This is a genomic window from Gordoniibacillus kamchatkensis (assembly GCF_000829455.1).
GTDB lineage: Bacteria > Bacillota > Bacilli > Paenibacillales > NBRC-103111 > Gordoniibacillus > Gordoniibacillus kamchatkensis.
The window spans coordinates 76,169-99,988 of the sequence record NZ_JXAK01000002.1 but is presented as its reverse complement, the minus strand read 5'-3'; the positions used below and the strand labels follow the sequence as shown (position 1 = coordinate 99,988).

Sequence of the window (23,820 nt, the reverse complement as noted above, 5' to 3'; positions counted from 1 at the left end):
GCAGCGGCTATATTCCCGATAAAGAAGCTCCCATTCCATCCTGAATCACTCTCGCATTCCGTTGTGCGCTTTACTGCTCTCTATCATACATTGCGCGGCACGGCGCGCGCTATATAGAGATGCGTTAAGCAGCATGCCCTCCTCCCCTACCCAGTCCCCTGCGGCATAAACGCCGGGCACTCCGGCTACAGCCGGTGCCGGCCGGCCCGCCAGCCCCCCGTCCTGCGCCGTCACGACGGCGTTCGCAACCAGCATGTGCGGCATAAAGCGCCGGGCTACAATGCGTTTGCGCCAGCCCGGCTGGAGGAAGTCGAGCAGTCGCTCCAGCTCTTGCTCCCACGCTTCCGTTTCGCCTTGCAGCTGCGTCCCGGCCGGCAAATACTGCATCGCGTGTATTACCGCATGGTTCGGATTAGGCGATAGCCGCGCGACGCTGCTGTGGTTGGAATAATAAAGCGGCCGGTCGACACCGAGCGCAAAAATCGTCTTCGGCACCGGCAACCCATCCAGCACGACATCCAGGCACGCTGCGTACAACGGCGTCATGGCGCGGAGCTTCGCTGCATACGCCGGCTCAGGAGCCGTATCCAGCAGCTCAAGCAGTTGCTTCGGACCTGCCGTGCATAGCACATGCCGCGCCCGAATCCGTTCCCCGCCTTTAAGCTCGACCGCAAGCTCCGGAGTGCTGCCTGAAATGCGCTGCGCGCCCGCGTGCATCAGCAGCGCCACTCCGTTGTTCTCCGCCTGTGCACGCAGACCGTCGACGATCGTTTGCCATCCCCCGTCGGGATAAATGACGCTCGCTTTCCGCAGCTGTTCCAGCACGGCCCCAGCACTGACGGTCTCGGGCGCATGGCAATAAGTCGAAACGCGTACGAACGTCTGGATCACGTTCCTTACCCGCTGATGGCGAACGCGCTGCCGCAAAAATTGCTCGAGCGCCACGCACTGAAGCGGCTCCGTCTCAATGCGCCTGAGCGAGGCGGCGAAGCTCAGCAGCTCCATTTTCTCACTCCAGGCCAGAGTGCGTCCGAGCATCAGTCCGAGCAAAGGCAGAGCGTGAAACGACGCCGGAACGGAGCCGAAAACAAAAGAGCCGCTCAGCTTCGGAACGCCGCCGGACGGGTTCACCCCAACTTCCCTGAGCAGCTGTGCCGCGTCTCGGTAGAGCGCGTGCGCCCCCAGGTTGACCGCAGCTCCTTCCAGCTTTGCCGTTACCGCCCGGCCGCCGGGCGCAGCCGCCTTCTCCAACACGAGCACACTCCAGCCGGCCTTCGCCAAATGGATCGACGCCAACAAGCCGGCAGCTCCCGCCCCTATAATCACTGCGTCCCATATCCGTTCCTCTTGCTGCAACATGTTCATCCCGCCTTTTCGTTGTGATGCCCTTAAGACGATTTGCGACTCGCGGACGTGACAGCATTGGGAATGGTTTTTCGCTGTGTGAGGGTGGTTGCTTCTACGAGAGAATTGGCGGTAGCATGGAACTATGCTTGGCTGCGCTGCGGCGATCCCCGACTGCCTGGAGTCACAAATCTTGCAGATGCGGTTGCTCGAAACAAGTACCGGCGCGAGGACGCACAAGGGGCGATGGTGAAGCCCAGTGGTCCTTCTCTGCCGAGGGACGAGACGGCGTGTGGCGGAACCGGCGTGCGGTGTGGCGACGTGTGGCGGAACCGGCGTTCGGCAGAGAGCGTGGACCAAGCGCGGGGCATAGCGGAACCCAGTTCCGTTAACTGGCTATTTCCCGGGTATTTCCCAAAATTAACGGAACAGCCTTCCGTTATCGGGCGGAATTACGCTCGTTTTAGTCACGTTTCGCCGTTTTAACGGAACGTTGTTCCGTTAACATTGGACTATACCCCGCATGTCCCTCGAATAGCGGAACGCCGTTCCGTTATGATTCGAAGGGGACATGTGGGCTGAGGCGACGTGTGGCGGAACCGGCGTTCGGCAGAGAGCGTGGAAAAGGGCGGCGTGCGGCGGAGAGCGTGGGGCGAGTCGGCGTGCAGCTGGGCCGCGCGGGACGAGACGGCGTTCGACATGCCAGCCATTCACTATAGCTGTCGTTCAGCACGCCCGGCACTCGGCGAAGCAGCGTGGAGCGAAGCGGCGTGCAAACAAGACAAGCCCACCATCTCGAGGGAACACGAGTTCAAGGAAGCCGGAGACCCGCATTCTTAGGTCCGCAGCGCAGCCACTCTATCTCGGGCAGCCCGAAGCCCCGCAGTCTCACAGGCGGCGCAAGCCGTTTCCGTCCGCTTGCTGCCGGACGTATCCCGTGCCGGCGCCTGCAGCCCGCAGCATCGCATGGCTGAGCGCCGCCGCCCCGCAGCCGAGCAGGCCGACGATTAGGAAGCCCTGCTTCAAAGTCAGCGAATCCCCGAGCAAGCCCATCAAATAAGGACCCGCAAACATGCCGAGGCCGTAAATCGCCTGATAAAAGCCCATCGCCGTCGCGCGCCGCCCCGTGTCCATATGCTTGATGCTGAGCGCCATCAGCACCGGCGTCGTGAAGCCGCGCCCGAAGCCGGCCAGCGCCTGCGTCACGACAAGCAGCCAGAACGTATTCGTGACGGGAATGAGCACCGTAAAAATGCCGCTCAGCACGAAGCCGAGCACGATAACGTTACGTTCGCCGATGCGCTGCGCGAGATGCCCGCCGCCGATCCACGAGGCGATAGCGGTAGGCAGCGTCGAGCAAAACGTAAGCACGCCCATGCCCAGCTTGCTCGCCCCGAGCGCCTGCGCGTACACCGGCGTAAAGCCGAATACGGTGGCGAATGTGAGCAGCTGGAACAAAATCGCGAGCACTGACACCGTCAGCAAAATGCGGTCGGAAGCAACTTCGGCCACGGCCTGCACCGTAATCGGTTTCTCGTTCGGGTCGAACTTTTCGACGATGAACAAGGCGATGACCGCCCCGACGATGCCGACGCCCGCGCCGAGCAGAAAAGCGGCCTCCCAGCCGAACACGTCGGCCAGCGCGCCGCCGCCGAGAATGCCGATCATTTGGCCAAGCGAGTTGTACAGCGAGATCGTGCCCATCGCCTGGGTCGTCTGTTCTTTTTTGTAATAGCTGGCGAACAGGATCGTAAAATCGACCCATGTCGCCGCTGCCGCTCCGGCCAGCGCCCGCAGCACCAATATCCACGTCAGCTCGTGCGAGACGAGGATGCCGACTCCGGACAGCACGGAGAACGCCAGGCCGAAGACGATGAACAGCTTTCGCTTGTGCAGCCGGTCCGATACGACGCCTACCGGGATACGCAGCAGCATCTGGCTCAGCCCGTACATGCCGACGATGAGCCCGGCCATTTGGTGCGAGGCGCCGAGGTGCTCGACATAAGGAGTCAGGATCGGCACGCACGTGTACATCGACAGCCAGAACAGCAGCGTAACGACGCAAAACAGCGGAATGCGGTAGTTGGATGGGGACAAGGCCGGCCCTCCTCTGCGGGTATTCCGTCTCCGAATAAGTGTCTCTCAAATTATCGGTCCGGCCGGGGAAAATTGCAACGTCGAAATAGGCTCCCAACAAGCGGAAAACGCCGCTCCCGCTCTATCCTTGCAGCGGGGCGGCGTTTTCCTGCGGTTTCATGGGCGAATCGGTGCGGCCGGCCAATACCGCACCAAGCAGCGCGATGCCGGCGAAGCCGGTAATGAGCAGCACGAAGGCCATCGCGCCGGACGGCAGGAAGCCGCCGATCACGACGTTAAGCCCGCTTACCATTTGTGCGGCGCGGTTCGTCATGCCGTACACGGCCATATACGAGCTGCGGGCGTGGTCGGGAACGAACCGGACGAGCAGCGCCTGCTTCAGCGGCACGTAAGTCAGCTCGCCGATCGTCGCCAGCAGCATGACGAGCACGAGCAGCAGCGGCTGATTGCCGTAGGCGATGTAGGCGTAGCCCGCCACGTTGAGCGCCATGGCGGCCAGCATCGTCCGCGTATCGGATTTGCCTTTGAGCAGCTTGCCGACGAATAAAGACAAGAGCACGACCGCCAGCGTATTTTCCGTCCGCAGGAAGCCGAGCATCGACAATCCGTCGGTGGTCAGCCCCGTGCCGGGAAACCAGGCCGCCTGATGCATCTGATCGGCGAGCCGAATGCCGATGTAGCCGGTCATGTTCATCTCCACCGATACGCATAGCACACCGGCGAGCACATAGAGGACGAACGTCCGGTCGCGCAGCACCTCGGCGTACCGGCTCAGCAGCGACACGCGGGAACCGCCTTCCGCCGCTGCGGCTGTGCGGGTACGGCCAGCTGGCGCAAAGGGCCGGCTGCGGCGAGGAGCGACGGGTGTTGTTATACCGTCGGCGGCTGCTGCAACGGTGCCAGCCGTGGCGGCCGCTCCATTCCCGCCCGAGGCCATGCTTTCCGGTTCGGCACCGGGCATCGTTTCCGTAATAGCGAATGCGGTGACCAGCGTGGACACCAGCGAAAAGGCGGCCACTACGGCCAGCAGCTCAAACAAATACGAGCTGAAAAAATAAGCCCCGATCATACCGGCGATAGAAATCGCCAAATTGTTCGACCAGTACGTAATGCGGTATATCGCCTTGCGCGTTTCGGGCGTCGACACGTCGATCAGCATCGCATCGAAAGCCGGCTTGCCGAAGCCCCAGGCGGCGTTGACCAGAACCGTCATGAGCAGCGTTACGACTGCGGAATATAGCCATGGCGAGTTGAACGCCGCCATCGCCGCATAGGCGATAAGGCTGAGCGTCTCGGAGATAAGCATCATGCTCTTGCGGCCGTAACGGTCGGCGTAATGCCCGCCGAGCGTTGCGCACGCCAGGCCGACGCCGATGCCGAGTATCGCCGTCACGCCGGCGACCGTCGTGCCGAGCGTTTTGGCCAAATAGACGGCCATGAACGGGGTGACCATGTTGCCCAGCGTATTGTTAAGGAAAGCCAGCGTAATGCGCAGCTTCACATTGGGATGAAAATCGCGAAACGTCATGTTAGTCCACCCGCTCCCGCAAACATTATCTTTGCTGATTGTACCCTCCCATCATAATCACAACAGCTCTAAGGAAAAAGTGTACGCTTCTGGCGGCGCTTTTCACCTTTTTTTCATGAAGCCGCATATTTTGACGGGGTTGCGGGGGGACGCCTATAATGAACGCTAAACGAGGTATTGCGGGGGGACGGAAGCATGCAGCTCACAGTGCAATATGCGGCTTTGAAACATGCGCTGCTGCGCGGGCAACCCGGCGGTCGGGAAGACGGGCCGGTGCCGGTGACGGTGGAGGAAATAGCGGGTCACCTGATCTGCACCGAACGCAACGCCAAAATCATTATCCGCAAAATGGCCGACCACGGCTGGATCGTCTGGACGCCGGGCCGGGGGCGGGGCAACCGCTCGCAGATCCGGTTCGCCGCTTCGGCGGAAGAGCTGCTGCTGCAAGAAGCCAAAGCGTGCGTGCAGCAAGGCAATTTGCACGGGGCGATGGAGCTGCTGCGGGGGGAAGGTCTCGAGGCAGGGCTGACGGAGAAGTTTTTGGCTTGGCTCGGCGATTTTTTCGGCTATAAAGAGAAGGACGCTGCCGGGGCGGAGGCGGATACGCTGCGGCTGCCGCTTCGCACGGCCGTCCTGACGCTCGATCCGGCCGAGCTGCTGTATGCGCGGGATTTGCATTTTGCCAAGCAGGTGTACGATACGCTTGCCCGGTTCGACCCGGAGAGGGGAGTCGTCGTGCCGCATCTCGCGCACAGCTGGGAGAGCGATGCGGACGGCCTCGTGTGGACGTTCTATTTGCGCAAGGGCGTCAAGTTCCATCACGGGCGCGAGCTGACGGCCGCCGACGCGGCTTTCTCGCTGTCGCGCCTGCAGCAGTACGCGCCCACCTCGCCGAACGGCTGGCTGGCGGAGGAGATTCGCGCCGTCCGCCCTGCCGGGCGGCTCACGCTGCAAGTGGAGCTGCGCGCGCCGAACTTCATGTTTCCGCATTATGTCAGCGCATACGGGACGGCGATCTTGCCCGAAGACGTGTACAAGGACGCCGTACCCGGCTCGGGCGGCGCAGGGCGTCCGCTCCCCGACGTGTGGCGCATGCCTGTCGGTACAGGACCGTTCCGGGTGGCGCGGCACGATGAGGGCGCGCTTGTGCTGGAGGCGTTCCCCGACTATTTCCGCGAGCGGGCTCAGCTCGACCGGGTAGAGCTGCTGTACGTGCCGAGCGAGCTGCAGGGCCGAGATGCAAGCACATGGACGTTCCATATGAGCAAAGCGCACCATTTTGTACAGCCCGTTCCGGAGCATTGGCAAACGCTGCGCGTCATGCCGCTCGGCTCCAGCCTGCTGGCGTTCAATTTGCGCAAGGCCGGCCCGCAGCAGGACGAGCGGCTGCGCCGGGCGATTCATCTCGCTCTCGACCGGGAGCGCATGATTCGCGAGCTCGGCATGGACAACGCCATCCCGGCGCGCGGCTTCCTGCCGCCGGAACCGGGAACTCCGCTTCTGCCGCTAGGCGACAACCGGCTCGAGGAAGCTCGCCGGCTCGTGTCCGCTTCCATCTACCGGGGCGAAACGCTGCGCCTGCTGTCAATAATCGGCCACCGGCCCCAGAGCGAATGGGTGCAGGCAAGGTGCGAGGAGATCGGCGTTCGGATAGCGATTGAGGAGTTGTCGCATACAGAAGCGGCGGATCCTGAACTGCTTGCGGAAGGGGACGCCAAGTTGGGCGGAGTCGTCGCCGACGATGACGTGGCGCGCTTCCTTGTCGAAACGTACAAGGTGGGCATTTTATCGATTCGCACCTATACTCCGGACGATCTTCTTCGCACGTTCGACGAGACAGTCGCGGACATTGTTGCCGAGCCCGACGCCGGCGTGCGGCTGCGGCGCATTCGCGGGATGGAGAAGCTGCTGACCGGCGACTGCCGCGTCCTGTTTCTTGCCCATACGACGCAGCAAACGATATTCAGTCCGGACGTCCGCGGCATCTCCGTCAACACGATCGGTTGGTTCGACTTCAAGGACATATGGTTCAAGCCTAAGGAAATAAAGCCTGCTTCGCCCGAGTAAGGGCGGCCTTAGGTTGAAAAGGGGGAAATACCAATGATAACTATTCAAAATGTTGAATATGAGCATAAATCGACTTTAAGAAATCTTCTAGAGCTCTATAAATATGATTTTAGTGAGTTTGATCCTGAAGATGTAAATGAAAACGGTTTATATGATTATAAGTATCTGGATCATTATTGGACAGAAGAAGGCAGACATCCTTTTTTTATACGTGTTGATGGAAAACTGGCTGGTTTTGTGCTAGTAAGGATGATTGGGACAAATGAACATAACCAACCAATTTATTCAGTGGCTGAGTTCTTCGTAATGAAAAAATATCGAAAACTTGGAGTCGGTATAACCGCTTCTGCTGAAGTTTTCAATCGACTCAGGGGCATTTGGAAAGTTGCTCAATTTGAGAATAATAAACCAGCCCAAATATTTTGGAAAAAGGCAATTGAGAGATGTACGAATAACAATTTCCAAGAGGTTAGAGAAAACGAGTGGATGGACCTATTCAAACGTTTTCAAACGAAACTCAACCGAACGGGTACCGGTAGCACAGAAAATACATCAGGTGGCCGCCGCGGGTAAGATTCGGGCAGCCCCATCTATATAAGTGCTGGCAGCTCTTTATATTGTTGTTAAAATAAATCGACGACTCTATAGATTTACTACTGTTTTTTTAAACCTAATTTAAACTTCGCTTGTTATCTTCGTTGTAAATGAGTGGCGATGTCTGGAAAAGCAGGGCGGAGCATGCTTCAAAAACGTCCATTACGAGGATGCAGAGTGTATTGTTGGTTCTGAAGCTCCCGTACTAGCAAGGTTTACACGTCATTTTGCCTGAGGTGGTGGACGAAAATGCAGAGTTACTTTGACATGTATATGGAACCAATGTTTTGGTTTTTCCCGGTCGCAACCGCAATGATCAGTATGGTTGCATTCTCGACATTCTCCATTCCGCTTACTTGGATTGCGTACAAACGACCGAGTTGGGCCGAAAAATACCGAATTCAAGACAAAGTCGGGAAGAGCGATAGAATCGTTATCCCATCCATTCGTTACTATTTGTTAAATGGATCTATTTTTGCTGCTCTATTGGTGTTGTTCTGGCCGATCCTACGGCTATCTTCAGTGCATATGGGAGCAATTCCGCCATGGTACACGATACTGCTGCAGGTATTGTTTTTCATTTATTTCGAGGATTTTTTGTTTTACGTAGTTCATAGAACCCTGCATACCAAATTTCTATATCAATATATCCACTCAGTTCATCATCGAGTGACGGTCCCTTGGGCCATAGCCGGCAATTATATGCATCCTGTTGAATTCATTTTGATCGCATCTTGTGTTATCATTGGACCAGTTTTGTTGGGATCCCATGTTGTGACGGTCTGGATTTGGATTGTTTTCCGTCAATGGTTGGCAGCGAACGAACATTGCGGTTACGAATTTCCGTGGAATCCCAACCACCTGTTCCCTTTTTATGACGGAGCATCGTTTCACGATTATCACCATTCGAAATTCAAAGGGAATTATGCGGCATTTACCGGATTGTGGGACCGGATCTTCGGAACGTTATCGCCGGGTTTCCGTGAACATTTACAGAGGAAACGTATCAAGTCTGGAAGAGATACTCCCATTTAATCAGAATAGAAGTAATGTCGCTCTCTCAGAGACGATAATGCAGGAGCCGCTTCCACGTTGGCTCCTTTTGATTTATTGAACAACCGGGCAGTTTTCTTCAATGGTTTACGTTAAAATATGGATGATATAAAGCTAAATAGAAAAAAGAGAATTATTTATAAGGAGTTCATTAATGGGCAAACAAAAGAGGTGTGCACTTTTTATCTGATTCCCAGCAACCTTTTCCAGCGGGCCTCCGTCTTATTGATCAATACAACAGTGGTTCATATAGTAAAACGTTCCAGTCACCTTGTTCACGCCGTCAAGGGAGGAATTGTAAGATGCAACTTCATCGCGGTCTGATTGTCGGAATTCTCGCTATGCTAGCCTTATCCGCAGTGCTTGCCGGATGTGACAAAGCCGGGAACAACTCGGCTCCGTCGCCTACCGCTTCAGCCGATAGCCCCAGCCCTTCGCCGACGGCATCGCAGCCGAGCCCGTCGCCAACCGCCAAGCCCGATGACAATGGACAGATGGTGTTGGAGGAGTTCCGCGGAATCGTCCTAGCGGACGCACCGGCGGACGAGCTGAACGTCAAGCTCGACAAGGCGATGGCTGGGGTGGCGCCGGAAACCGCCGACGAGCTTGTACGGGAATTGGAGTCGTACTACGAGAAAAACTTGCCCGAGGTTGAAAAGAAATTCAACGCGGACAACGTCCAGAAAACGCTCCTCAAGCTCAAATGGCCGTTCACCGCGGATCAGACGGCCGACATTAAGGACGAAAAAACGCGCAGCCTCGTCGAGAAGACGCTGGCCGGAGGCTACAAGCTGGAGACGGCCGAAGGCTACGTGTTCCCGATCTTGGATTACGGCGCGCTGAAACGGTTTGACGACCGGGTGACTCCGGGAATGGTGGCTTTCATTGCGTTGATGGCCTTGGAGTCGGACAGTAAATCAGCGGAGGATGGAGGCCTCATCATCACGTGGGAGGAACTGGCTTCCCGCACGCTGGCGGCAGAGAATTACGTTCGCACATACCCGCAATCGAAGGAACGTGTCCAAGCGGAACAGCGGTTTATTCAGTACCTTTACTCCTTCTTGGTCGGGATGGATAACACGCCCATTTTCCAATTCGAGACGTTTAAGATCGACCAGAAGGTGAAAAGCACGTACGAACAAACGATTCAAGCTAATCCGGATACAGCGACGGCGAAGATGACGCAGAAATTGCTTGATATATTGAAGAAGACGGAAGGCGCGGTTTTTCTCAAAGGGAAAAACGGTGAAAAGCTGGACATTCCGGAAGTGAAGCAATTCAGGGAATCCATCAAGAAGGAAGCCCGTTCCATGCTGGATCAGGCAAGCCCGGCCAGTTAGCTGCTGATGTGAGCATTTACAGGTTTGGAGTATATTATGGATCTGCTTCATATAAATATCCTCTTTGACCTTAACTATGTGATTAAACAAACGGGCACGCTAGTTCAATACATCATGCAGATTAAAACCTCTTCTTAGAAGCAAACTAGATTTAATAGCTTCTAAAGGGAGGTTTTGTTTATGAACTTAAGTGAGTTATGGAGGTTGTATGAGGCTGACAAACGTATTCAAGGATTCAGTCCAAAAACATTAAAAGCATACTCGCTTCAACACAAAATGTTGATGTTGGAGCTAGGCGACCTGGCTATAACGGAAGTAACGTTAACAATGCTGAAGGAATACTTAGCAAAACAAGCAAAGAGGTTGAAGCCAAGCAGCTTAGGCCATCGTATTCGGTTTGTTCGTTCTCTTTTTCGTTAAATACCCACATCACTTTCGGCATACCTATGCGTGTCAACTGCTTGATAACGGTGCCCCTCCGGATTTCATCCAAGGTATGCTCGGTCATGAGAAGGCATCATCCACGCAAATCTACGCACAGCTCCGCGGCGAGCGCCGGAGAGAACATTATCGACGATTTTTTTAGTGCTTATTGGCGGCGGATACTCGTTAACAATCCGCCGCTGTTCAACTAAAGGGCAGAATAGTGGAGCAATATTGAAAGAATTTTTTTGTTGTCGATTGTTAGTTTATTGTAATTACCTATTAATGTTATTTTTATTATATATTAGACCAATAGAAGCCAGTTGTAATATTGTTATCATAACGGAATTGGAGGAGGAATGATCTAATGTCTATCTATGATCTTAAAGTGAATACAATTAACGGTAAGCTCATTGAATTGTCAAATTATCTTGGAAAAGTTCTCCTTATTGTCAACACTGCCAGTAGGTGCAGCTATTCTCGCCAATTCGCTGGACTTCAAAAGCTTTACGAAAGTCACAATGAGCGAGGCTTTGAAATACTTGGTTTTCCTTGTAACCAATTCAACGAGAAAGAGCCAGGGAACAACTCAGAAGTGCGGGAATATTGTGAGAGCAACTTTGGAGTGACGTTTCCGTTATTTGAGAAAATGGAGGTTAGAGGTCAGACTGCTCATCCATTATTTCAATTTTTAACAGAGCAAGCTCCATTTCAAGGTTTCGATACCCAGAGTTCAGACGGTCAATGGATGCAGAACTTTTTGCAAGAAAAGTATCCTAACATATACGCTGGTGATGGGATCAAGTGGAATTTCACAAAGTTTTTGATCGATCGGAACGGTCATGTATACGGAAGATACGAAACAACGACGGAACCATTTGAAATTGAACCAGTAATTAAATCACTGCTTTAAAAGTAAATGAATATTTTTGGTCATTAAACTAAAGGATACGATAGCGTGGCGATGGAACCGATCCATCGCTTATTTATTTTGAGCGATCCGCTCAACAAACGGGTAATTATCTTCCAACACAGACTCTGCTCACGAAGTTAAGATGGTATAATAATCCATAACGAATCTGCATAAACGATAAAGAAGTTGGGGTGATGCAAAATGAATATTTTATTTGTTTGTACCGACAACTACACTCGCAGCGTGATAGCTGAAACAGAGTAACAATACAGCGGTAACCGTTGCATCTGCTGGCATAAGGGCAAACAGCGACATTAGTAAATATTCTGACATTCATTTTAGCATCATGAATGAAATGGGTATTGATATTGGTGGTTTTACAAGAACACAATTGGACGAATCATCCTTTAAACGCTATGACGTTGTCATCGGCATGAGTGATCTTCATAAACAATTTATCAAACTAAACTACAATCGCGATATTCCCTTATTTAATGAATTATATAACGGTAAAGAAATTCCAGTTAATATCGGTCTTCCGGATAGTCCCGATTTCGCCGAACAGATGAAACAATTGGTTTTATTTTTTCGTGAAGCGATACCAATTGTTCTGCGAAATTTAAATGATCAAACGAAACTTCGTTAAACTAACGGGAAACAGTAGTTGAATGACAGAAAAAAGCAGACCAAGACTGTATTGTTCCAGTTATAGCCTGCTTACACGAGCCCGTTTAGATAAAAGCGATTTGTTTGTTGGCGGGACCCCTATATCGCAGATGGCCTGTCCAACGCCGAAATTGCCGCCAAGCTATACGTCAGCGTCATTACCGTCAAAAAACATCTGACCGCCATTTACCGAAAATACGGTGCAGCCAACCGGGCCCAATTCACCAAAGCTTATATGGCCGCTTGGCACACGAACAAGCTCGTGCCGCCCGGTTAACGCAATATCACTGCGGAACTGCCTAAAGGAAAGGCCTCCAACGTCGCGATTGGAGGCCTTGCGTGCGGTTGGCGTCATTTTTCGAATGCCTATGCCGCTTCTTGTATTTGTTTCATGTGATGCAACAAGTGATCGATATAGTCGTTGAATAACCACCCTAGCGTAACCGCTGTCCCATCGGGCAAAATACATGATTTGTCGTAGTCCTCTTTGCTTGCGTTTCGCATAATATAGCATATTTGCCGGTTGAGCTGTTTCCATAACGCCGCCAATTCGGTTTTGGTATAGTTGTTCTGATAATCGTGCATGCTCACCAATTTGTCTTGCTTATAGCCTTCAATGTGGACGGGCTCCTCAGCCAGAACGATTTTCATAAATCGCACGTGGTTATTGGCGGCAGAATCGCACAAATGCCCCAAAATTTCTTTTTTGGACCATTTCTCCGGCTTCGCTTTTTTATTAAACTCTTCTTCGTTAATCCCGTTAATTATATCGGGAATGGTTTCAACAAGCTGTTCCAATTTGGCCAATGCACTCATCCCTGTTCCCTCCCCGTCGATCATCTGTTTTTCACATCCACTACGATAGATCCTTTCAGCTTGCCGCCCAGATAGGCGTCGATCCGCCATAATCCGCCGGAGGGGATTTTCAGACTGGAAGGGATGTGCGCGTCGGCTCCGTTGTTGGGCCCTGCCGGCGGCATATCGTACTCCCAGACCATCTCTTCCTGCGGGGTGCCTGCATGGGCTACGAGAGCTTTCGTTTTCTCGGTTGTCTCCAGATTGATGGCTTCGACCCGGAACGGGCTCTTGTCAAGCTCTTCTTTTGCTCCCCAAAAATGCCACATATATTTATTGCCTTTGCCCGCTACAAAATCCGGCCCCAAAATGCCGATATTTCCTTGGCTGCCGACCATTGTGGAGGAGCCGCTTGGAAACGATGCGCTTGGAGTTTTCGCTTGCGAAACAGCGGCGGATTCGCAGCCGGCCAGCAGCAACAATGCGGTGATGATTGCGGACGATAGCCTCATTTTGTATCGCTCCATTCCGGTCGCTTTGATGTGCAGGTTTGCCGCCGGCAGCGGCGAGATAAGCGAGTCGGGAAATAAACGTTATTCAACGATAGCTTCGGCTTCGATTTCTACCAACAGGCGCGGATCGATCAGTGCCTTGACCTCAACCATAGTCGCAGCAGGCTGAATATCCCGAAAAAATTCGCCGTGCGCCCTTCCGATTTGTTCCCATTTCGTTATATCCGTGACAAACATTCTCGTTCTTACTACGTGAGATAAATCGGCGCCTAATTCAAAAAGAGCTTCTCAATCGTCTGCAGGATGAACCTGGTTTGCTCGTAGGGATTTCCCTCTCCGATCACTTCCCCGTCTTTCATTGCCGTTGTCCCTGCGACTTCAATTCGGTTTCCGACGCGAACGGCTCGGCAATACCCTACAATCGGCTCCCAAGGCGAACCTGTAAACACCCTTTTTCTGTCCAAAATCTCCACCCCATTCCGATTGCTGTCGGCTTTCCGCCCAATCCGATCATTATATGAAATTATATCAAAAGGGGATTACAAAGTTGCAAAAGGCGCCTTGTAATCCCCTCGATGTTTTAGGGCGGCAATCGCCCCCTGTTTTAGTTGCTACTGATGCAAAGCGTGGTCGGCGGGAAGCGAGATGCCGGACCAGAGCTTTTTGGCGGTCCAGGGCGCTTCCCCTTGCCAGAACGGGTGATGTCCGGGCAAGCCGAGCGGCAAAAATACGGTTGTACACAAGTACAAGCTGCCGGTCGAGATATACGTCTCCCCGATGTCCGGCTGGCTCCCGAACAGGCCGATCCGCAGCCATCCGCCTGCATCGAACGTGCTCTCCGCCTCCATCGTGCGCCGGATGACGGCGGTCAGCGCGCAGCGCACTTGGGCCGGGCTGGTGCCATCCGGGAGCTCTCCCCGCAGCGCCATCTGCGCCAGGTGCTGGAATGCACCGAAGCGGTAAGCAAGCGACCTGCCGAGCGGCGGGTATGTCCCTTCCGGGGAAATGAGGCGTTCCTGCACTTCCGCGTAACGGACGGCGCGCCGCTGCACGGCCGGCTTCATGCGCTCCCACGCCGGAAAGGCGCTGCCGACCGTATCCAGCACATCAAGCAGCATCGGCTGAATAACGAAGCTGTTATAGTAATCCCAGTGAAAATCCGGCCCGTCGCCGTAGGCGCCGTCGCCTTTGTACCACTGTTCGTGCTGCCGCAAGGCGTAATCGACGCGCATCGGATCCCAGCGCTCGCCCATGACGGCGAGTCCCGCCTCGACCATGGCGGCGAACAGCAGCCAGTTGTTGAAGCCGGGCAGAATGACCCGCGTGCGCAGCAAAGCTTGCACCAAATTGCGCTGGGTATCGGCCCCGAGCTTGCGCCACAGCTCGTTCGGCGCGCGCACGACGGCATGGGCCAGAAAAGCGGCGTCGACAAGGGGCTGCGAGCCTTCGTCGAAGTTCATCGCGTCGGGCGAAGCCGGGTCGGTGGCGGCATCGATAGCGGCGCGGGCCAGCTCGGCGGCGGCGGCGCGTTTGGCCCCCTCCTCGCCCTCCGTCGGCCCCGTCTCCAGCCACGGCGCAATTCCGGCGAGCGTCCGCCCCAGCGCTTCGAGGTAGGTGAAGCGGTCGCGATCGTCAGTCCGCGCTTCCATCGGCATCGTGCGCTTCAACTCGCGCGCCGCCAGCGCTTTAAGCACTGGCCCAGCAATGTGCAGCATCGTGTCCAGCCAATATTTCCGGTCGTCTGTCATCGTGATCGCCCTCCGTTTATAAGCGTCGTTTTGCCGTATGGACATGTTAGTCATTCCTAGTCTAAGGCAGAAGGCGCTTTGCGGCAACAGCAAATTGGCATTATTTGTCGCTTACGGTCGCATAACCAATAAGGAGTCACCGTCTTGACCTACGCAAACGATCGGATAGAGACTGCGATGACGCTATTGGGGACAACGGTTGCTTGTAACGTCGTGGGCTTACTTGGTCACTTTTTGCTTATGCGCTCGCGGACCAAGCGGACGCGGACATGGACGTTGGCGGTTACGGGCGCTGAACGATAACGGACAGCATAGCCAGACAGATCACCTGGCCTTTTCACGCCGGGATAAGCGCAGCTCGAACGGATCGTCTTGCTTCTTGACCTCGCGGCTGATCGAGCCTTCCTGCCACATTTGGTACAAATACAGCAGAACCGCCACGCCGATCATGATCAAAAAGGTTTGCCAATGGGTGATATTCTCGAATCGGTAAAACCCGGCTCGCGCGAACAGAGGGTCCAATCCAAATTGAAACACCCCGTCGATCACCAAATTCGTCAGCATATAGAGCCAAAACCTACGGTAGGTGAATTTGAATATCCAAAGCGTTCCGATCAAAAAGAACCCGTAAGTATATGCGGTGTTGGTAATGTACCCCCACGGAACGATTATCGCCTTATCCAAGATGGTCCACCACCGGAAAGCATGCGCTATTTCGAACACGATGGTCACGATGAGCGCCGCAAAAATCGAAACAGGCATGAATCTGCGGATGGATGCCGGTTTTAAGACAAACAGCGAAATCCAAGGGACAACTAACATTCCCCACATCAAAGCTTTGGCATACATAATATCCCTCCTGCCAGACGTTTGCTTTCAGAATTCGCCTTCCGCAGGAAGATTATGCAAGCGTCCGGCTTACGGGCATTGTGCTGCTCTGCAAAAAGTAATTGCTTGGGACGGTCTTGAACAGTATGCTTGCATTGTGAGGTTGTCATTGCCAAGCTATTTTACTTCCGTACTATGCTGCCTTAAGTATTGACACCGCTTGCGATGGCTTACTGCAGCAGCCGCTCGTCGCCCGAGGACGCGCAAAACAGAACGGAAGCTCGAGGTAGGAGGTCCATGCAAGTGCACGAGAAAGCGAAACGTATTCAACAGATGAAAATCGATACTGCGGCGGTTGCCGATCCCGCCCTGGCCGATCGGCTTCCGCCGGGGCAGGTGTGGACCGGGCGGTTCCCGATTTTACATGAAGGGGAAGTGCCTGCGTACGATATGTCGTCATGGAGTCTGCGCTTGTTCGGAGAGGTGGAAAACGAGCGCAGCCTGAGCTTCGATGAAATCCTCCATCTCCCTCAGACTGAGGTTCGCTGCGACATTCACTGCGTGACCCGGTGGTCGAAGGCAGACACGGTATGGCAGGGTGTCCGTTTCCGAGATTTGGTTGCCGGGCTGAAGGTTAAGCCGGGGGCCAAATACGTGATGATCCATGCCGATCCGGATTATGACACGAATGTGCCGCTGGCCGACCTGTTGGGCGATCAAGTGTTGCTCGCCCATTCGTACAACGGCGCGCCGCTGACGCCGAAGCACGGCTACCCGCTGCGGTTGCTTGTGCCTCACTTGTATTTTTGGAAGAGCGCCAAATGGATTCGCGGCATCGAGTTCATGAAGGAGGATCGCTTAGGCTTCTGGGAGCGCAACGGGTTTCACGCCTACGGCGATCCGTTCGGCGAAGAGCGTTTCTCCGGCGAGGCGCTGCCGATTCCGGAGGACGAGTGGGTAAGAAAAGAGTACGACTGAATGGCAAGGCCGATTCTGCATGAAATAATACGGCGCTGGAACCGATCCATCGCTTTTTTCATTATTGCGCTCATCGATCATCAAACGGGTAGGGGAGAGATTATTGGAGAAAATCGTTGCTATCATCGCATTGATCTTGCTGCCAATCATTATTGGAACGGTCTTCTATTATTTGATAAAGCAGAAAAATGAATTGTTAGAAATAGAACAATCAGCGGAGTTAGTGAAGAGTTTTACAGGTGGAGGAAAATTTCGAGACGGTTTCGTTACAACTAAGTTGTCCTATCCTTTTGTGCAAATCAGGTTGTATGAAGATTTTTTCGTTATAAGCTATTCAAAAAAGCTCATATTTCGTTACTCTGAGATCTTGTCCATTAGACTTACCATAAGCGGATTGAAAATCAACCACGGGAAAGAGGGATTTCCAAAGGCGATATACGTTAGCTCGGAAAAGCATTTAATTGAATTTTTAATCAGTAAAGGAATCCGGCAAGAAGACAACAAAATGGGGATGAGTATTCTTTAATGCTTAACCGGGAAGCTGCGTGTTATATTGTGTCTCGTGGAAGTGTTCGTTGAATATACACTTCTAGACTGATCGTGAGTGCAATACGACGGGTTCGACAGTTGAATGGCGGGCTGCAACTTTATTATTCGAATTTAACTTATGTAGCAATCCAATACGGCATCGAGTTTAGCACATGGAGCCGATGCGACGGATAAGCCGTGCCGATTGAAACCGCTTGTTGCGGAAGCTCATGCGGTGAGGAGAGGCTCGACCGGCGGAAGCGGTTGGCATTGGAACGATGCTCATTTGCGTGCTTGGCGTAAATGTCGGAGGCTGGATGGATGCCGAAAGAAAGCGAACCGAATCCGACACCCTCGTACCAAACAAGCGGTTATGAATGATGGAATAAAGCACAAGTTCTCTAAATAGCGACTTCACAGACGCCGATTTTCAGCCAAAATGGCAAAATCGGCCTTTAGCGCCTCGAAGGCCGCTCCATACGAACTTTTGTCGCTATTTATGGAATGTTCGGTCCTTGCACACTCATTCCGTCAAATTGGCGCCTAATAGCGCCCTACAAGACGCAGCATAGCGAAGCAGTTCTTTAAACGGCCCGCTCGCGAAAATTGCGGCGGCTTGTTCTCTAGTCATGGCACAGTTTAAGAACATTGTAGCATAGCGGATGCAGCCTTTGCTGCCAGAACGTTCGCTGTTGCGGGAAATGCTCCCGTTAATATTGATCAGAACTTCGATATAAGGCAAGTAGCGGGAAAACATCCTATAAAATCGGCTGTATGTCCTTACATGAGAGGAAATCGTTGAAATTAGCGGTAGGATTTCCTTGCAATGGAATAAAACCGTTTTAAACAGCAACATTTACAGGAGGAATTCCAGTTAAGCCTCAATGGCATCGCTTCCATATACTGCATGCTCTAAACCGCAAGTAATGTAAGCATTCCGCATCGGTCATATGAAGCCGGCCGTGACGTCCTCTCCAGGCGGTAACCGTTTCCCTCATCGGGATCGGCCAAGGATGGAGCAAGGGGAACTGGCCTAAGCCATCTTTCAGACGAACACGTTTCCCGGAACGGAATCCTCCAAGCCAAAAAGGCCCCGCCCCTCACACAGCAATCCAAAGGGGCAGGGCCTTTTGCCAACGTTGAACCGGCGCGGCGTTCCGCCAACACCACGGGCTCCTGCCGCTGCCGCGGTCCTCTCGGCACGGCAGGCAGCTGCCGATGCCGCGCTCGTCCGGCGCGGCGTTCCGCCAACGCCACGGCCGTGCCGGTGCCGCCGAAGCTGTCAGCCCATCACGAGACCGCCGTCGACGCGCAGGCATTGGCCGGTAATGAAGCCGGCGAGGTCGGACGCGAGCAGCACGGCTGCGCCGGCGATGTCCTGCGGCACCGCCAGGCGCTGCAGCGGCGTCAGCCGGATAATGTCGCGGCGCACGTCTTCTTTCGTGTCGCGGGACGAATCGGTGCCCTGCGTCAGACCGGGAGCGAGCGCGTTGACGGTAATGCCGAAACGGCCGAGCTCTGCGGCCAGATTGCGGGTGTAGCCGAGCAGGGCGCTTTTGGCGGTCGTGTAGTCGTGATAAGGTACAACCGGAAAGTCGATCAAGTTCGTCACAATGTTGATGATTCGTCCCGAGCTCTGCTTCTGCATATGGGGCATGGCCGCCTTGCAGACGTTGTAGGCGCCGTGCACGCTGCCCTCCAGCTGCTCGCGGTAGTCGTCCCACTCTTGCTCCCACGCGGTGCGGCGGGCGGAAGGGCTGAAGCTGTACGGGCTGAGCGCGTTGTTCACGACGATGTCGATGGAGCCGTAATGCTCCACGGCGTCTTCGACCATTGCCGCCGCCTCGGACGCGGAGCGGACGTCGGCGCGGTGCGCACGGGCCCGTCCGCCGGAGGCGCGGATGCGCTCCACCGTTCGCTCGGCGGCGTCCTGCCTGCTGTAATAGCCGACGATGACGACGGCGCCGTGCGAGGCGAGGGCAGCGGCGATCTCTGCGCCGATGCCGCGGCTTGCTCCGGTGACGAGCGCCGTTTTCCCTTGCAGCAGCATATGGCTTCCCTCCTATTCGAAATCCGGATCGTACTGCTCCGCATCGTCTTCCGTGCCGCGCTCGATGTCGGCAAAACGGAGCAGGTCGATCAGGTTGAAACGGCCGTCGTGGTGCCAACCCGCCTTGGCTTGCAGCATCGTGCCGAGCGGGCACAACCGGTTCGCGCCGATGCGGCCGAGCCGCTCGGCCATGCCGAACAGCCGCTGCGGATGGACCGCCACGCCGCACGTTTGCAGCAGCCCCTCCCGCCCGCAGGAAGCAAGCGCCGGCACGGCATCGTCCTCCAGGCTGCGGCAGCGGTACACGACGAGCGTCCTGTTCAGCGGCGAAACGTCGAACCCGGGTACGTCGCGGTAAATGACCGTCCAATCCGTACCGCCCGGGCTCGCGTATACGGCCGCCCCGCCCCCCTCCGCTTCTTCCAGCCAGTACCGGTTGCGCACGTCGTGGATCGCATAAGCTTCGCTATCGGTGAGAGCCGAGCGCGGCCAGCGCAGCTGCAGCCGGCCGAGCTCGGCCGCGGCGTAAGCGGCGAAGCTCCTGGCATCCACACTGCCGCCTTCTTCCACATATACGCAGTGCGGCGACATGCAGCTTTGTTGATCGTAATGGGCGATATCCGCGGCGAGCCGGGCGACGGTGCCGTTCAGCCTGTCGGGAGTAAGCGCCTCGCGCCCGATCAAGGCGACGCTCGCCTTCGGACCGTAGGCGACGAACCTTTTGCCCGCCGGGACGATAGCCCGCACGCTTTCGACGGTGCCTCCTCCGCCGTACACGACGACGGCGTCCGCGCTGGCGATGGCCGCGCTTTCCAGCTCCCGGCTGCCGCCCTTCCACGGCACGATGGCGATCGCTTCCGCCAGCCGCGGATCGATCTCGGCGAGCGAGCGCGCGAACAGCACTGCCATCAGCGGCTCGGCGAGAGACGTTTTGCCCAGCTGCGCGGAGCGCGCAACGAGTCCCATCGCCAGGCTCCACAGCGAAACCCCAGGGACGTTGCCGGAGAACACGTGAAAAATGAGCTCAGGCCCATAGGCGCGGCTGAAGCCGCCGCTTTTGCGCGGGCGGAATTCGTCCAGCATAAGCGGATCGTCCAATTCCTCACCGATAAAACGAAGCAGCTCCTTCTTCCGGAACGTCCGCATATAGCGCTTCAGCTGCAGCCGGATCGAATCGGCCGCATACCCGGTCAAGCCGGGCAGCAGCCGCTCCGCCAGCTGTCTGTGCGGATAGGCCGGATCGAGCCAGCGCTCGGCTGCGGCGGCAATCCGCTCGACGACGTCCGCAGTAGTTAACGACGCTAAATACTCCTCACGCCGCCGTTTCAGTTCATCCGCAATCGACCGCAGCTTGTCTTCGTTTAGCGCCGGTACGAGCAGCTCCGCCGGGCCATCCGGAGTGTCGAAGCGGGCGGCAACCGTTACGTCCGCTTCGATCCCCGGTGGCAGAAAATATGCTTGAACCTGCAGCGGCTCCTGCTTTATCGCCTTGTTCATATCGCCCTCTCCCCTGCCGGGCGCCGTCACGCGTTACCCTCGTTCGAGCGGATGAACTGCTCCACCGCAAGCGAGCAGCCTCTCGCTTCCGCGCCGCCGATGCGGCCGAGCAGCTCAAACCCGCCGTCCCGCATAACGCCCAAATCCTCAGTCAAAATCGCCACGCACGAGTTCCAATTCGCGAGATCGATATGCGCCAGTACGCCAACTTGGCCGTCCGGCGCCGGCAGCAGCGTGTGCGGATCGAGCACGAGCGGGCGGAGCCACGCCGGCCCCCGCTTAAGCGTCGTCGGCTTGCCCGAGGCCAGCGTATCGTCGTAATATTGCGAGCATAGCTCGGTCATGCCGTACATGTTGACGCAGCCGCTGCGGGGCACGCCGAACCGCTCTTCGAATTGGCCGTACAGCCAATCCATCGGCACTTCCCGCGACTGTCCCTTGAAGCCGCCCGTATCGAGAATGCGGCTGCCCGGCGCGAGACGGAATCGCACGTCCAGCTCCTGCAGCCGGTCCAGCAGCGGCACGTAGGCGAAAGTCGCGCCGAGCAGCAGGACGGGCTCGCCGCTCCGCTCGCAATCTTGCAGCCCAGCGATCAATTCGTCCGCGGCAAGGCCGTCGTGGCGGAAGTATGTGCCGCTGCCGTCGGTACCGAAGAAGCGGATCGCCTGCGACAAATACCGGGACAGGGACGAGTTCGCGTTCAAATCCTCCGCGGGAGAGATGACCAGCGTGCGCAGCCGGGGGACGCTTCCCATAACGAAGCGGCGGAATCCGGTACGCATCGACGCGTCCCATACGTCGAACGTCGGGTGGTACTGCCGTCCGCGCAGCTCCGGGTTCGTCGTGCCGCTCGTCGTAAACACCGCCAAAGCCTCCTCGGGCGGCTCGCACGACAGCGCGGAGCGCTTGAAGCCTTGAATCGGCATCGGTGGGATTTCCCGCCACGAATGCAGCTGCCCGGGCAGTTTGCGCTTGATTTTCGCATAGTTTCGGTACGCTGCGTTGTGCTCGCACTGGAAGGCGAACAGCTGCAAGGCCAATGCGCCGAAGTCCCGCTCCGCTGCGGGGCTGTCCGCGGCCGAGTTGCCATAGCGCTCGATATATTGCAGCACGTCTCTGATTATCGCTGCGGATTCCGGCCTCATAGCGGCGCCTCCTCTCCTGGCAGTTCGTTATTCAAATTTTGCTCGCTTCGACAAGACCTCAGCGGTTTGCTCATTCAGCGGCATATTTTCAGGTTGTCGCCCCAGTTTACGGAAATTTGTTCCGCTATCGGCTTATTTCCCACTCATTTCCCAAGAATAGCGGAACGCGAGTCCGTTATATCCCGCATTTTAGGTGAGAATCGTCGTTGTACCGGGTCAATAACGGAACTCCGTTCCGTTAACATTGGTAAGGTACCCCTCTATTCATTCAATAACGGAACTATGTTCCTCTAAGGCCGCGCAAGGGCTGTTGAACCTTCGTACCGCCGTTTTCAAGCACGGTGCCGGCTATAGCAGAAACGGCAATGCCGCTTCATCGTTAGGCTAGCCTCTGCGCCGCAGCCATGCCGGCACCCGGATGAGCAGCAACTGCAGCAGCAAAACGCTGCAAGCCCCAACCAGCACTTGATTGGACAAAATGGTGCCCCACACGCCCGGCATATCGGCGAAATTCCCCGGCAGCGCAATCGCCAGCAGCAGCGACAGGCCGACGACCGTGTAGTTCGCTTCCGTCTTTTCCATTCGCAAGAGCAGCGAAATGCCGGACATGAACAGCCCGGCTGCAGCCGGGAGGAACAAGCCGCCGACTACGGCGTCGGGCGTAAGCGCCAGCAAGGCGCCGGCCTTCGGCACAAAGCCGAGCACCAGAAACATGATGCCCGCGGCGATGACGGGGTAGCGTGAGCCGCTGCCGGTTAAGCGGAGCAGGCCGACGTTTTGCGCATAAGCCGTCGTCGGGAATCCGCCGAGGAACGCGGACAGGACGGAACCCGCCGACTCGCCGGCAAAGCCCATCCGGATGCGCCGTCCGTCAAGCGGGATGCGGGCCGTCTCGGCGGCCGCCTGATAGACTCCCATCGCCTCGATGATGGCGACGATATAAGCGATGAAGAAAGTCGCCATGACCGCTCCGTCGAATTTGAGCGCGCCGTAAGGCAGCAGCTGGGGCAAGCCGAGCCAGCCTTTGCCGGACAGTCCGCCGAAATCGATTTTGCCTAGCGCGAGTGCAATCGCGTCGCCTGCGACAAGGCCGATCAGGAACGCGTACCGCCGCCACCAGCCGCGCCCGAAATTCGACAGCAGCAGCACGACGAGCGCCGTCGGGATCGACAAAGTCAGCGTCGCGGACGATAGAAAGCCCGGCGTTCCAGGACTGCCGCCGAGAAACTCGTACATCGTGAAATGGGACAAGGCGATGCCGACGACGCAGATGACCGTGCCCGACACGACCGGCGTAAACCAGCGCTGCAGCTTGCCGATCAGGCCGGTGACGGACATGATGAACACGAGCACGGCGCTGACGAGAATGCCGCCGGAAGCGGCCGCAAGGCTGTTCGCCTTGCCCGCCGTAATCATGAGCGAATCGAAAGCCGCTGACGGCCCCTGCACGATCGGCAGCCGGGCCAGCTTCGTCGCTTGCGTCAGCGTCACGAGGCCGGCCGCGATGAAAATCGCATTGACCAGATTCGAAGCGGCCGCCAGCGGCAGTCCGACCATTGCCGCGATGAACAGCGGATCGAGCCATACGTTGGAGACGAATACGTGCTGCAGCCCCAGCAGGGCGTTTTGCAGCGGCCGGGGCGACTCGTCAGGCGCGCTAATATCCGGCCCCACCGCCCGCCGATCGCCAATTTCCGCCAAAGATTCCATGTAA

23 protein-coding genes and 1 pseudogene are annotated in these 23,820 nt (G+C 56.0%); 12 read left to right on the top strand and 12 right to left on the bottom strand.

All coding sequences use genetic code 11. The annotated features are described in order from the left end of the window. Positions 1-45 precede the first annotated feature (45 nt). Entirely contained in the window at positions 46-1,359 is a 1,314-nt protein-coding gene (locus SD70_RS01670; protein WP_041045021.1) for a phytoene desaturase family protein, read from the bottom strand. A gap of 573 nt (positions 1,360-1,932) precedes the next feature. Here SD70_RS01670 and SD70_RS35655 point away from each other — a divergent pair. Next, the gene (locus SD70_RS35655; protein ID WP_156157836.1) at positions 1,933-2,184 is read left to right on the top strand and encodes a hypothetical protein; all 252 of its coding nucleotides are present in this window, start codon (positions 1,933-1,935) and stop codon (positions 2,182-2,184) included. A 48-nt stretch (positions 2,185-2,232) separates the two neighbouring features. Here the strand turns inward: SD70_RS35655 and SD70_RS01665 are convergent, their stop codons facing one another. Next, the gene (locus SD70_RS01665) at positions 2,233-3,441 is read right to left on the bottom strand and encodes an MFS transporter (RefSeq protein ID WP_041045020.1); all 1,209 of its coding nucleotides are present in this window, start codon (positions 3,439-3,441) and stop codon (positions 2,233-2,235) included. 121 nt (positions 3,442-3,562) lie between these two features. Then, positions 3,563-4,969: an MFS transporter gene (locus tag SD70_RS01660; RefSeq protein WP_041045018.1), complete on the bottom strand. Its 1,407-nt coding sequence runs from the start codon at positions 4,967-4,969 to the stop codon at positions 3,563-3,565. A gap of 195 nt (positions 4,970-5,164) precedes the next feature. Here SD70_RS01660 and SD70_RS01655 point away from each other — a divergent pair, with 195 nt between their 5' ends. The 9 genes from SD70_RS01655 (at position 5,165) to SD70_RS40120 (ending at position 12,302) form a co-directional block, all read left to right on the top strand. Continuing rightward, positions 5,165-7,036, top strand: coding sequence for an ABC transporter substrate-binding protein (locus tag SD70_RS01655; RefSeq protein WP_041045016.1), 1,872 nt, complete (start codon positions 5,165-5,167; stop codon positions 7,034-7,036). A 33-nt stretch (positions 7,037-7,069) separates the two neighbouring features. Continuing rightward, the gene (locus SD70_RS01650; RefSeq protein WP_052486947.1) at positions 7,070-7,609 is read left to right on the top strand and encodes a GNAT family N-acetyltransferase; all 540 of its coding nucleotides are present in this window, start codon (positions 7,070-7,072) and stop codon (positions 7,607-7,609) included. A 270-nt stretch (positions 7,610-7,879) separates the two neighbouring features. Next, entirely contained in the window at positions 7,880-8,665 is a 786-nt protein-coding gene (locus tag SD70_RS01645) for a sterol desaturase family protein (protein WP_052486946.1), read from the top strand. 320 nt (positions 8,666-8,985) lie between these two features. After that, positions 8,986-10,023 (top strand): hypothetical protein, encoded by a 1,038-nt coding sequence (locus SD70_RS32705; RefSeq protein WP_052486945.1) that lies wholly within the window; start codon positions 8,986-8,988, stop codon positions 10,021-10,023. Between the two features lie 180 nt (positions 10,024-10,203). Then, entirely contained in the window at positions 10,204-10,443 is a 240-nt protein-coding gene (locus SD70_RS39630; RefSeq protein WP_041045011.1) for a site-specific integrase, read from the top strand. Then, positions 10,421-10,609: a tyrosine-type recombinase/integrase gene (locus SD70_RS40125; protein WP_394297930.1), complete on the top strand. Its 189-nt coding sequence runs from the start codon at positions 10,421-10,423 to the stop codon at positions 10,607-10,609. Before SD70_RS39630 ends, SD70_RS40125 begins: the two co-directional genes overlap by 23 nt. Before the next feature lie 204 nt (positions 10,610-10,813). Continuing rightward, a complete protein-coding gene (locus SD70_RS01625) occupies positions 10,814-11,359 on the top strand; it encodes a glutathione peroxidase (RefSeq protein WP_041045009.1) in 546 nt (181 codons plus the stop codon). A gap of 250 nt (positions 11,360-11,609) precedes the next feature. Continuing rightward, entirely contained in the window at positions 11,610-12,005 is a 396-nt protein-coding gene (locus tag SD70_RS34420; protein ID WP_082053047.1) for an arsenate reductase/protein-tyrosine-phosphatase family protein, read from the top strand. Positions 12,006-12,128: 123 nt separating this feature from the next. Next, positions 12,129-12,302: a response regulator transcription factor gene (locus SD70_RS40120; RefSeq protein ID WP_082053067.1), complete on the top strand. Its 174-nt coding sequence runs from the start codon at positions 12,129-12,131 to the stop codon at positions 12,300-12,302. An 89-nt stretch (positions 12,303-12,391) separates the two neighbouring features. Here SD70_RS40120 and SD70_RS01620 read toward each other — a convergent pair whose 3' ends face one another. The 5 genes and pseudogenes from SD70_RS01620 to SD70_RS01600 form a co-directional block, all read right to left on the bottom strand. Next, positions 12,392-12,841, bottom strand: a complete 450-nt coding sequence (locus SD70_RS01620; protein WP_041045007.1) for a DinB family protein — start codon at positions 12,839-12,841, stop codon at positions 12,392-12,394. 20 nt (positions 12,842-12,861) lie between these two features. Further along, positions 12,862-13,332 (bottom strand): hypothetical protein, encoded by a 471-nt coding sequence (locus tag SD70_RS01615; RefSeq protein WP_041045005.1) that lies wholly within the window; start codon positions 13,330-13,332, stop codon positions 12,862-12,864. 81 nt (positions 13,333-13,413) lie between these two features. Continuing rightward, positions 13,414-13,796 (bottom strand): annotated as a pseudogene (locus SD70_RS01610) (RidA family protein). Positions 13,797-13,943: 147 nt separating this feature from the next. Next, on the bottom strand, positions 13,944-15,080 hold the full coding sequence (locus tag SD70_RS01605) for a DUF2264 domain-containing protein (RefSeq protein ID WP_041045003.1): 1,137 nt from the start codon (positions 15,078-15,080) through the stop codon (positions 13,944-13,946). Positions 15,081-15,404: 324 nt separating this feature from the next. Then, the gene (locus tag SD70_RS01600; protein WP_052486944.1) at positions 15,405-15,929 is read right to left on the bottom strand and encodes a hypothetical protein; all 525 of its coding nucleotides are present in this window, start codon (positions 15,927-15,929) and stop codon (positions 15,405-15,407) included. Between the two features lie 282 nt (positions 15,930-16,211). Between SD70_RS01600 and SD70_RS01595 the strand changes: the two genes are divergently transcribed. Further along, on the top strand, positions 16,212-16,886 hold the full coding sequence (locus SD70_RS01595) for a sulfite oxidase-like oxidoreductase (protein WP_041045194.1): 675 nt from the start codon (positions 16,212-16,214) through the stop codon (positions 16,884-16,886). Positions 16,887-16,989: 103 nt separating this feature from the next. Further along, positions 16,990-17,412, top strand: a complete 423-nt coding sequence (locus SD70_RS01590; RefSeq protein WP_041045001.1) for a hypothetical protein — start codon at positions 16,990-16,992, stop codon at positions 17,410-17,412. A gap of 1,284 nt (positions 17,413-18,696) precedes the next feature. Here SD70_RS01590 and SD70_RS01585 read toward each other — a convergent pair. The 4 genes from SD70_RS01585 to SD70_RS01570 all read right to left on the bottom strand — a co-directional run bounded on the left by SD70_RS01585 (position 18,697) and on the right by SD70_RS01570 (position 23,816). After that, entirely contained in the window at positions 18,697-19,464 is a 768-nt protein-coding gene (locus SD70_RS01585) for an SDR family oxidoreductase (RefSeq protein WP_041044999.1), read from the bottom strand. A gap of 12 nt (positions 19,465-19,476) precedes the next feature. Beyond that, the gene (locus SD70_RS01580) at positions 19,477-20,961 is read right to left on the bottom strand and encodes an acyl-CoA reductase (RefSeq protein WP_082053066.1); all 1,485 of its coding nucleotides are present in this window, start codon (positions 20,959-20,961) and stop codon (positions 19,477-19,479) included. Between the two features lie 26 nt (positions 20,962-20,987). After that, a complete protein-coding gene (locus SD70_RS01575) occupies positions 20,988-22,106 on the bottom strand; it encodes a LuxE/PaaK family acyltransferase (RefSeq protein WP_041044997.1) in 1,119 nt (372 codons plus the stop codon). A 384-nt stretch (positions 22,107-22,490) separates the two neighbouring features. Continuing rightward, positions 22,491-23,816 carry a solute carrier family 23 protein gene (locus tag SD70_RS01570; RefSeq protein WP_082053046.1) on the bottom strand — a complete coding sequence of 442 codons (1,326 nt, stop codon included), beginning with the start codon at positions 23,814-23,816 and terminating at the stop codon, positions 22,491-22,493. Positions 23,817-23,820: the final 4 nt, after the last annotated feature.

What these genes read in the sequence shown, in the direction of transcription:
- SD70_RS01670 (WP_041045021.1), bottom strand. Translation starts at nt 1,359, where the DNA reads ATGTTGCAGCAAGAGGAACGGATATGGGACGCAGTGATTATAGGGGCG.
- SD70_RS01645 (WP_052486946.1), top strand. Translation starts at nt 7,880, where the DNA reads ATGCAGAGTTACTTTGACATGTATATGGAACCAATGTTTTGGTTTTTC.
- SD70_RS39630 (WP_041045011.1), top strand. Translation starts at nt 10,204, where the DNA reads ATGAACTTAAGTGAGTTATGGAGGTTGTATGAGGCTGACAAACGTATT.
- SD70_RS01600 (WP_052486944.1), bottom strand. Translation starts at nt 15,929, where the DNA reads ATGTATGCCAAAGCTTTGATGTGGGGAATGTTAGTTGTCCCTTGGATT.
- SD70_RS01575 (WP_041044997.1), bottom strand. Translation starts at nt 22,106, where the DNA reads ATGAGGCCGGAATCCGCAGCGATAATCAGAGACGTGCTGCAATATATC.
- SD70_RS01625 (WP_041045009.1), top strand. Translation starts at nt 10,814, where the DNA reads ATGTCTATCTATGATCTTAAAGTGAATACAATTAACGGTAAGCTCATT.
- SD70_RS01620 (WP_041045007.1), bottom strand. Translation starts at nt 12,841, where the DNA reads ATGAGTGCATTGGCCAAATTGGAACAGCTTGTTGAAACCATTCCCGAT.
- SD70_RS01650 (WP_052486947.1), top strand. Translation starts at nt 7,070, where the DNA reads ATGATAACTATTCAAAATGTTGAATATGAGCATAAATCGACTTTAAGA.
- SD70_RS32705 (WP_052486945.1), top strand. Translation starts at nt 8,986, where the DNA reads ATGCAACTTCATCGCGGTCTGATTGTCGGAATTCTCGCTATGCTAGCC.
- SD70_RS01580 (WP_082053066.1), bottom strand. Translation starts at nt 20,961, where the DNA reads ATGAACAAGGCGATAAAGCAGGAGCCGCTGCAGGTTCAAGCATATTTT.
- SD70_RS01615 (WP_041045005.1), bottom strand. Translation starts at nt 13,332, where the DNA reads ATGAGGCTATCGTCCGCAATCATCACCGCATTGTTGCTGCTGGCCGGC.
- SD70_RS01585 (WP_041044999.1), bottom strand. Translation starts at nt 19,464, where the DNA reads ATGCTGCTGCAAGGGAAAACGGCGCTCGTCACCGGAGCAAGCCGCGGC.
- SD70_RS01605 (WP_041045003.1), bottom strand. Translation starts at nt 15,080, where the DNA reads ATGACAGACGACCGGAAATATTGGCTGGACACGATGCTGCACATTGCT.
- SD70_RS01655 (WP_041045016.1), top strand. Translation starts at nt 5,165, where the DNA reads ATGCAGCTCACAGTGCAATATGCGGCTTTGAAACATGCGCTGCTGCGC.
- SD70_RS01570 (WP_082053046.1), bottom strand. Translation starts at nt 23,816, where the DNA reads ATGGAATCTTTGGCGGAAATTGGCGATCGGCGGGCGGTGGGGCCGGAT.
- SD70_RS01660 (WP_041045018.1), bottom strand. Translation starts at nt 4,969, where the DNA reads ATGACGTTTCGCGATTTTCATCCCAATGTGAAGCTGCGCATTACGCTG.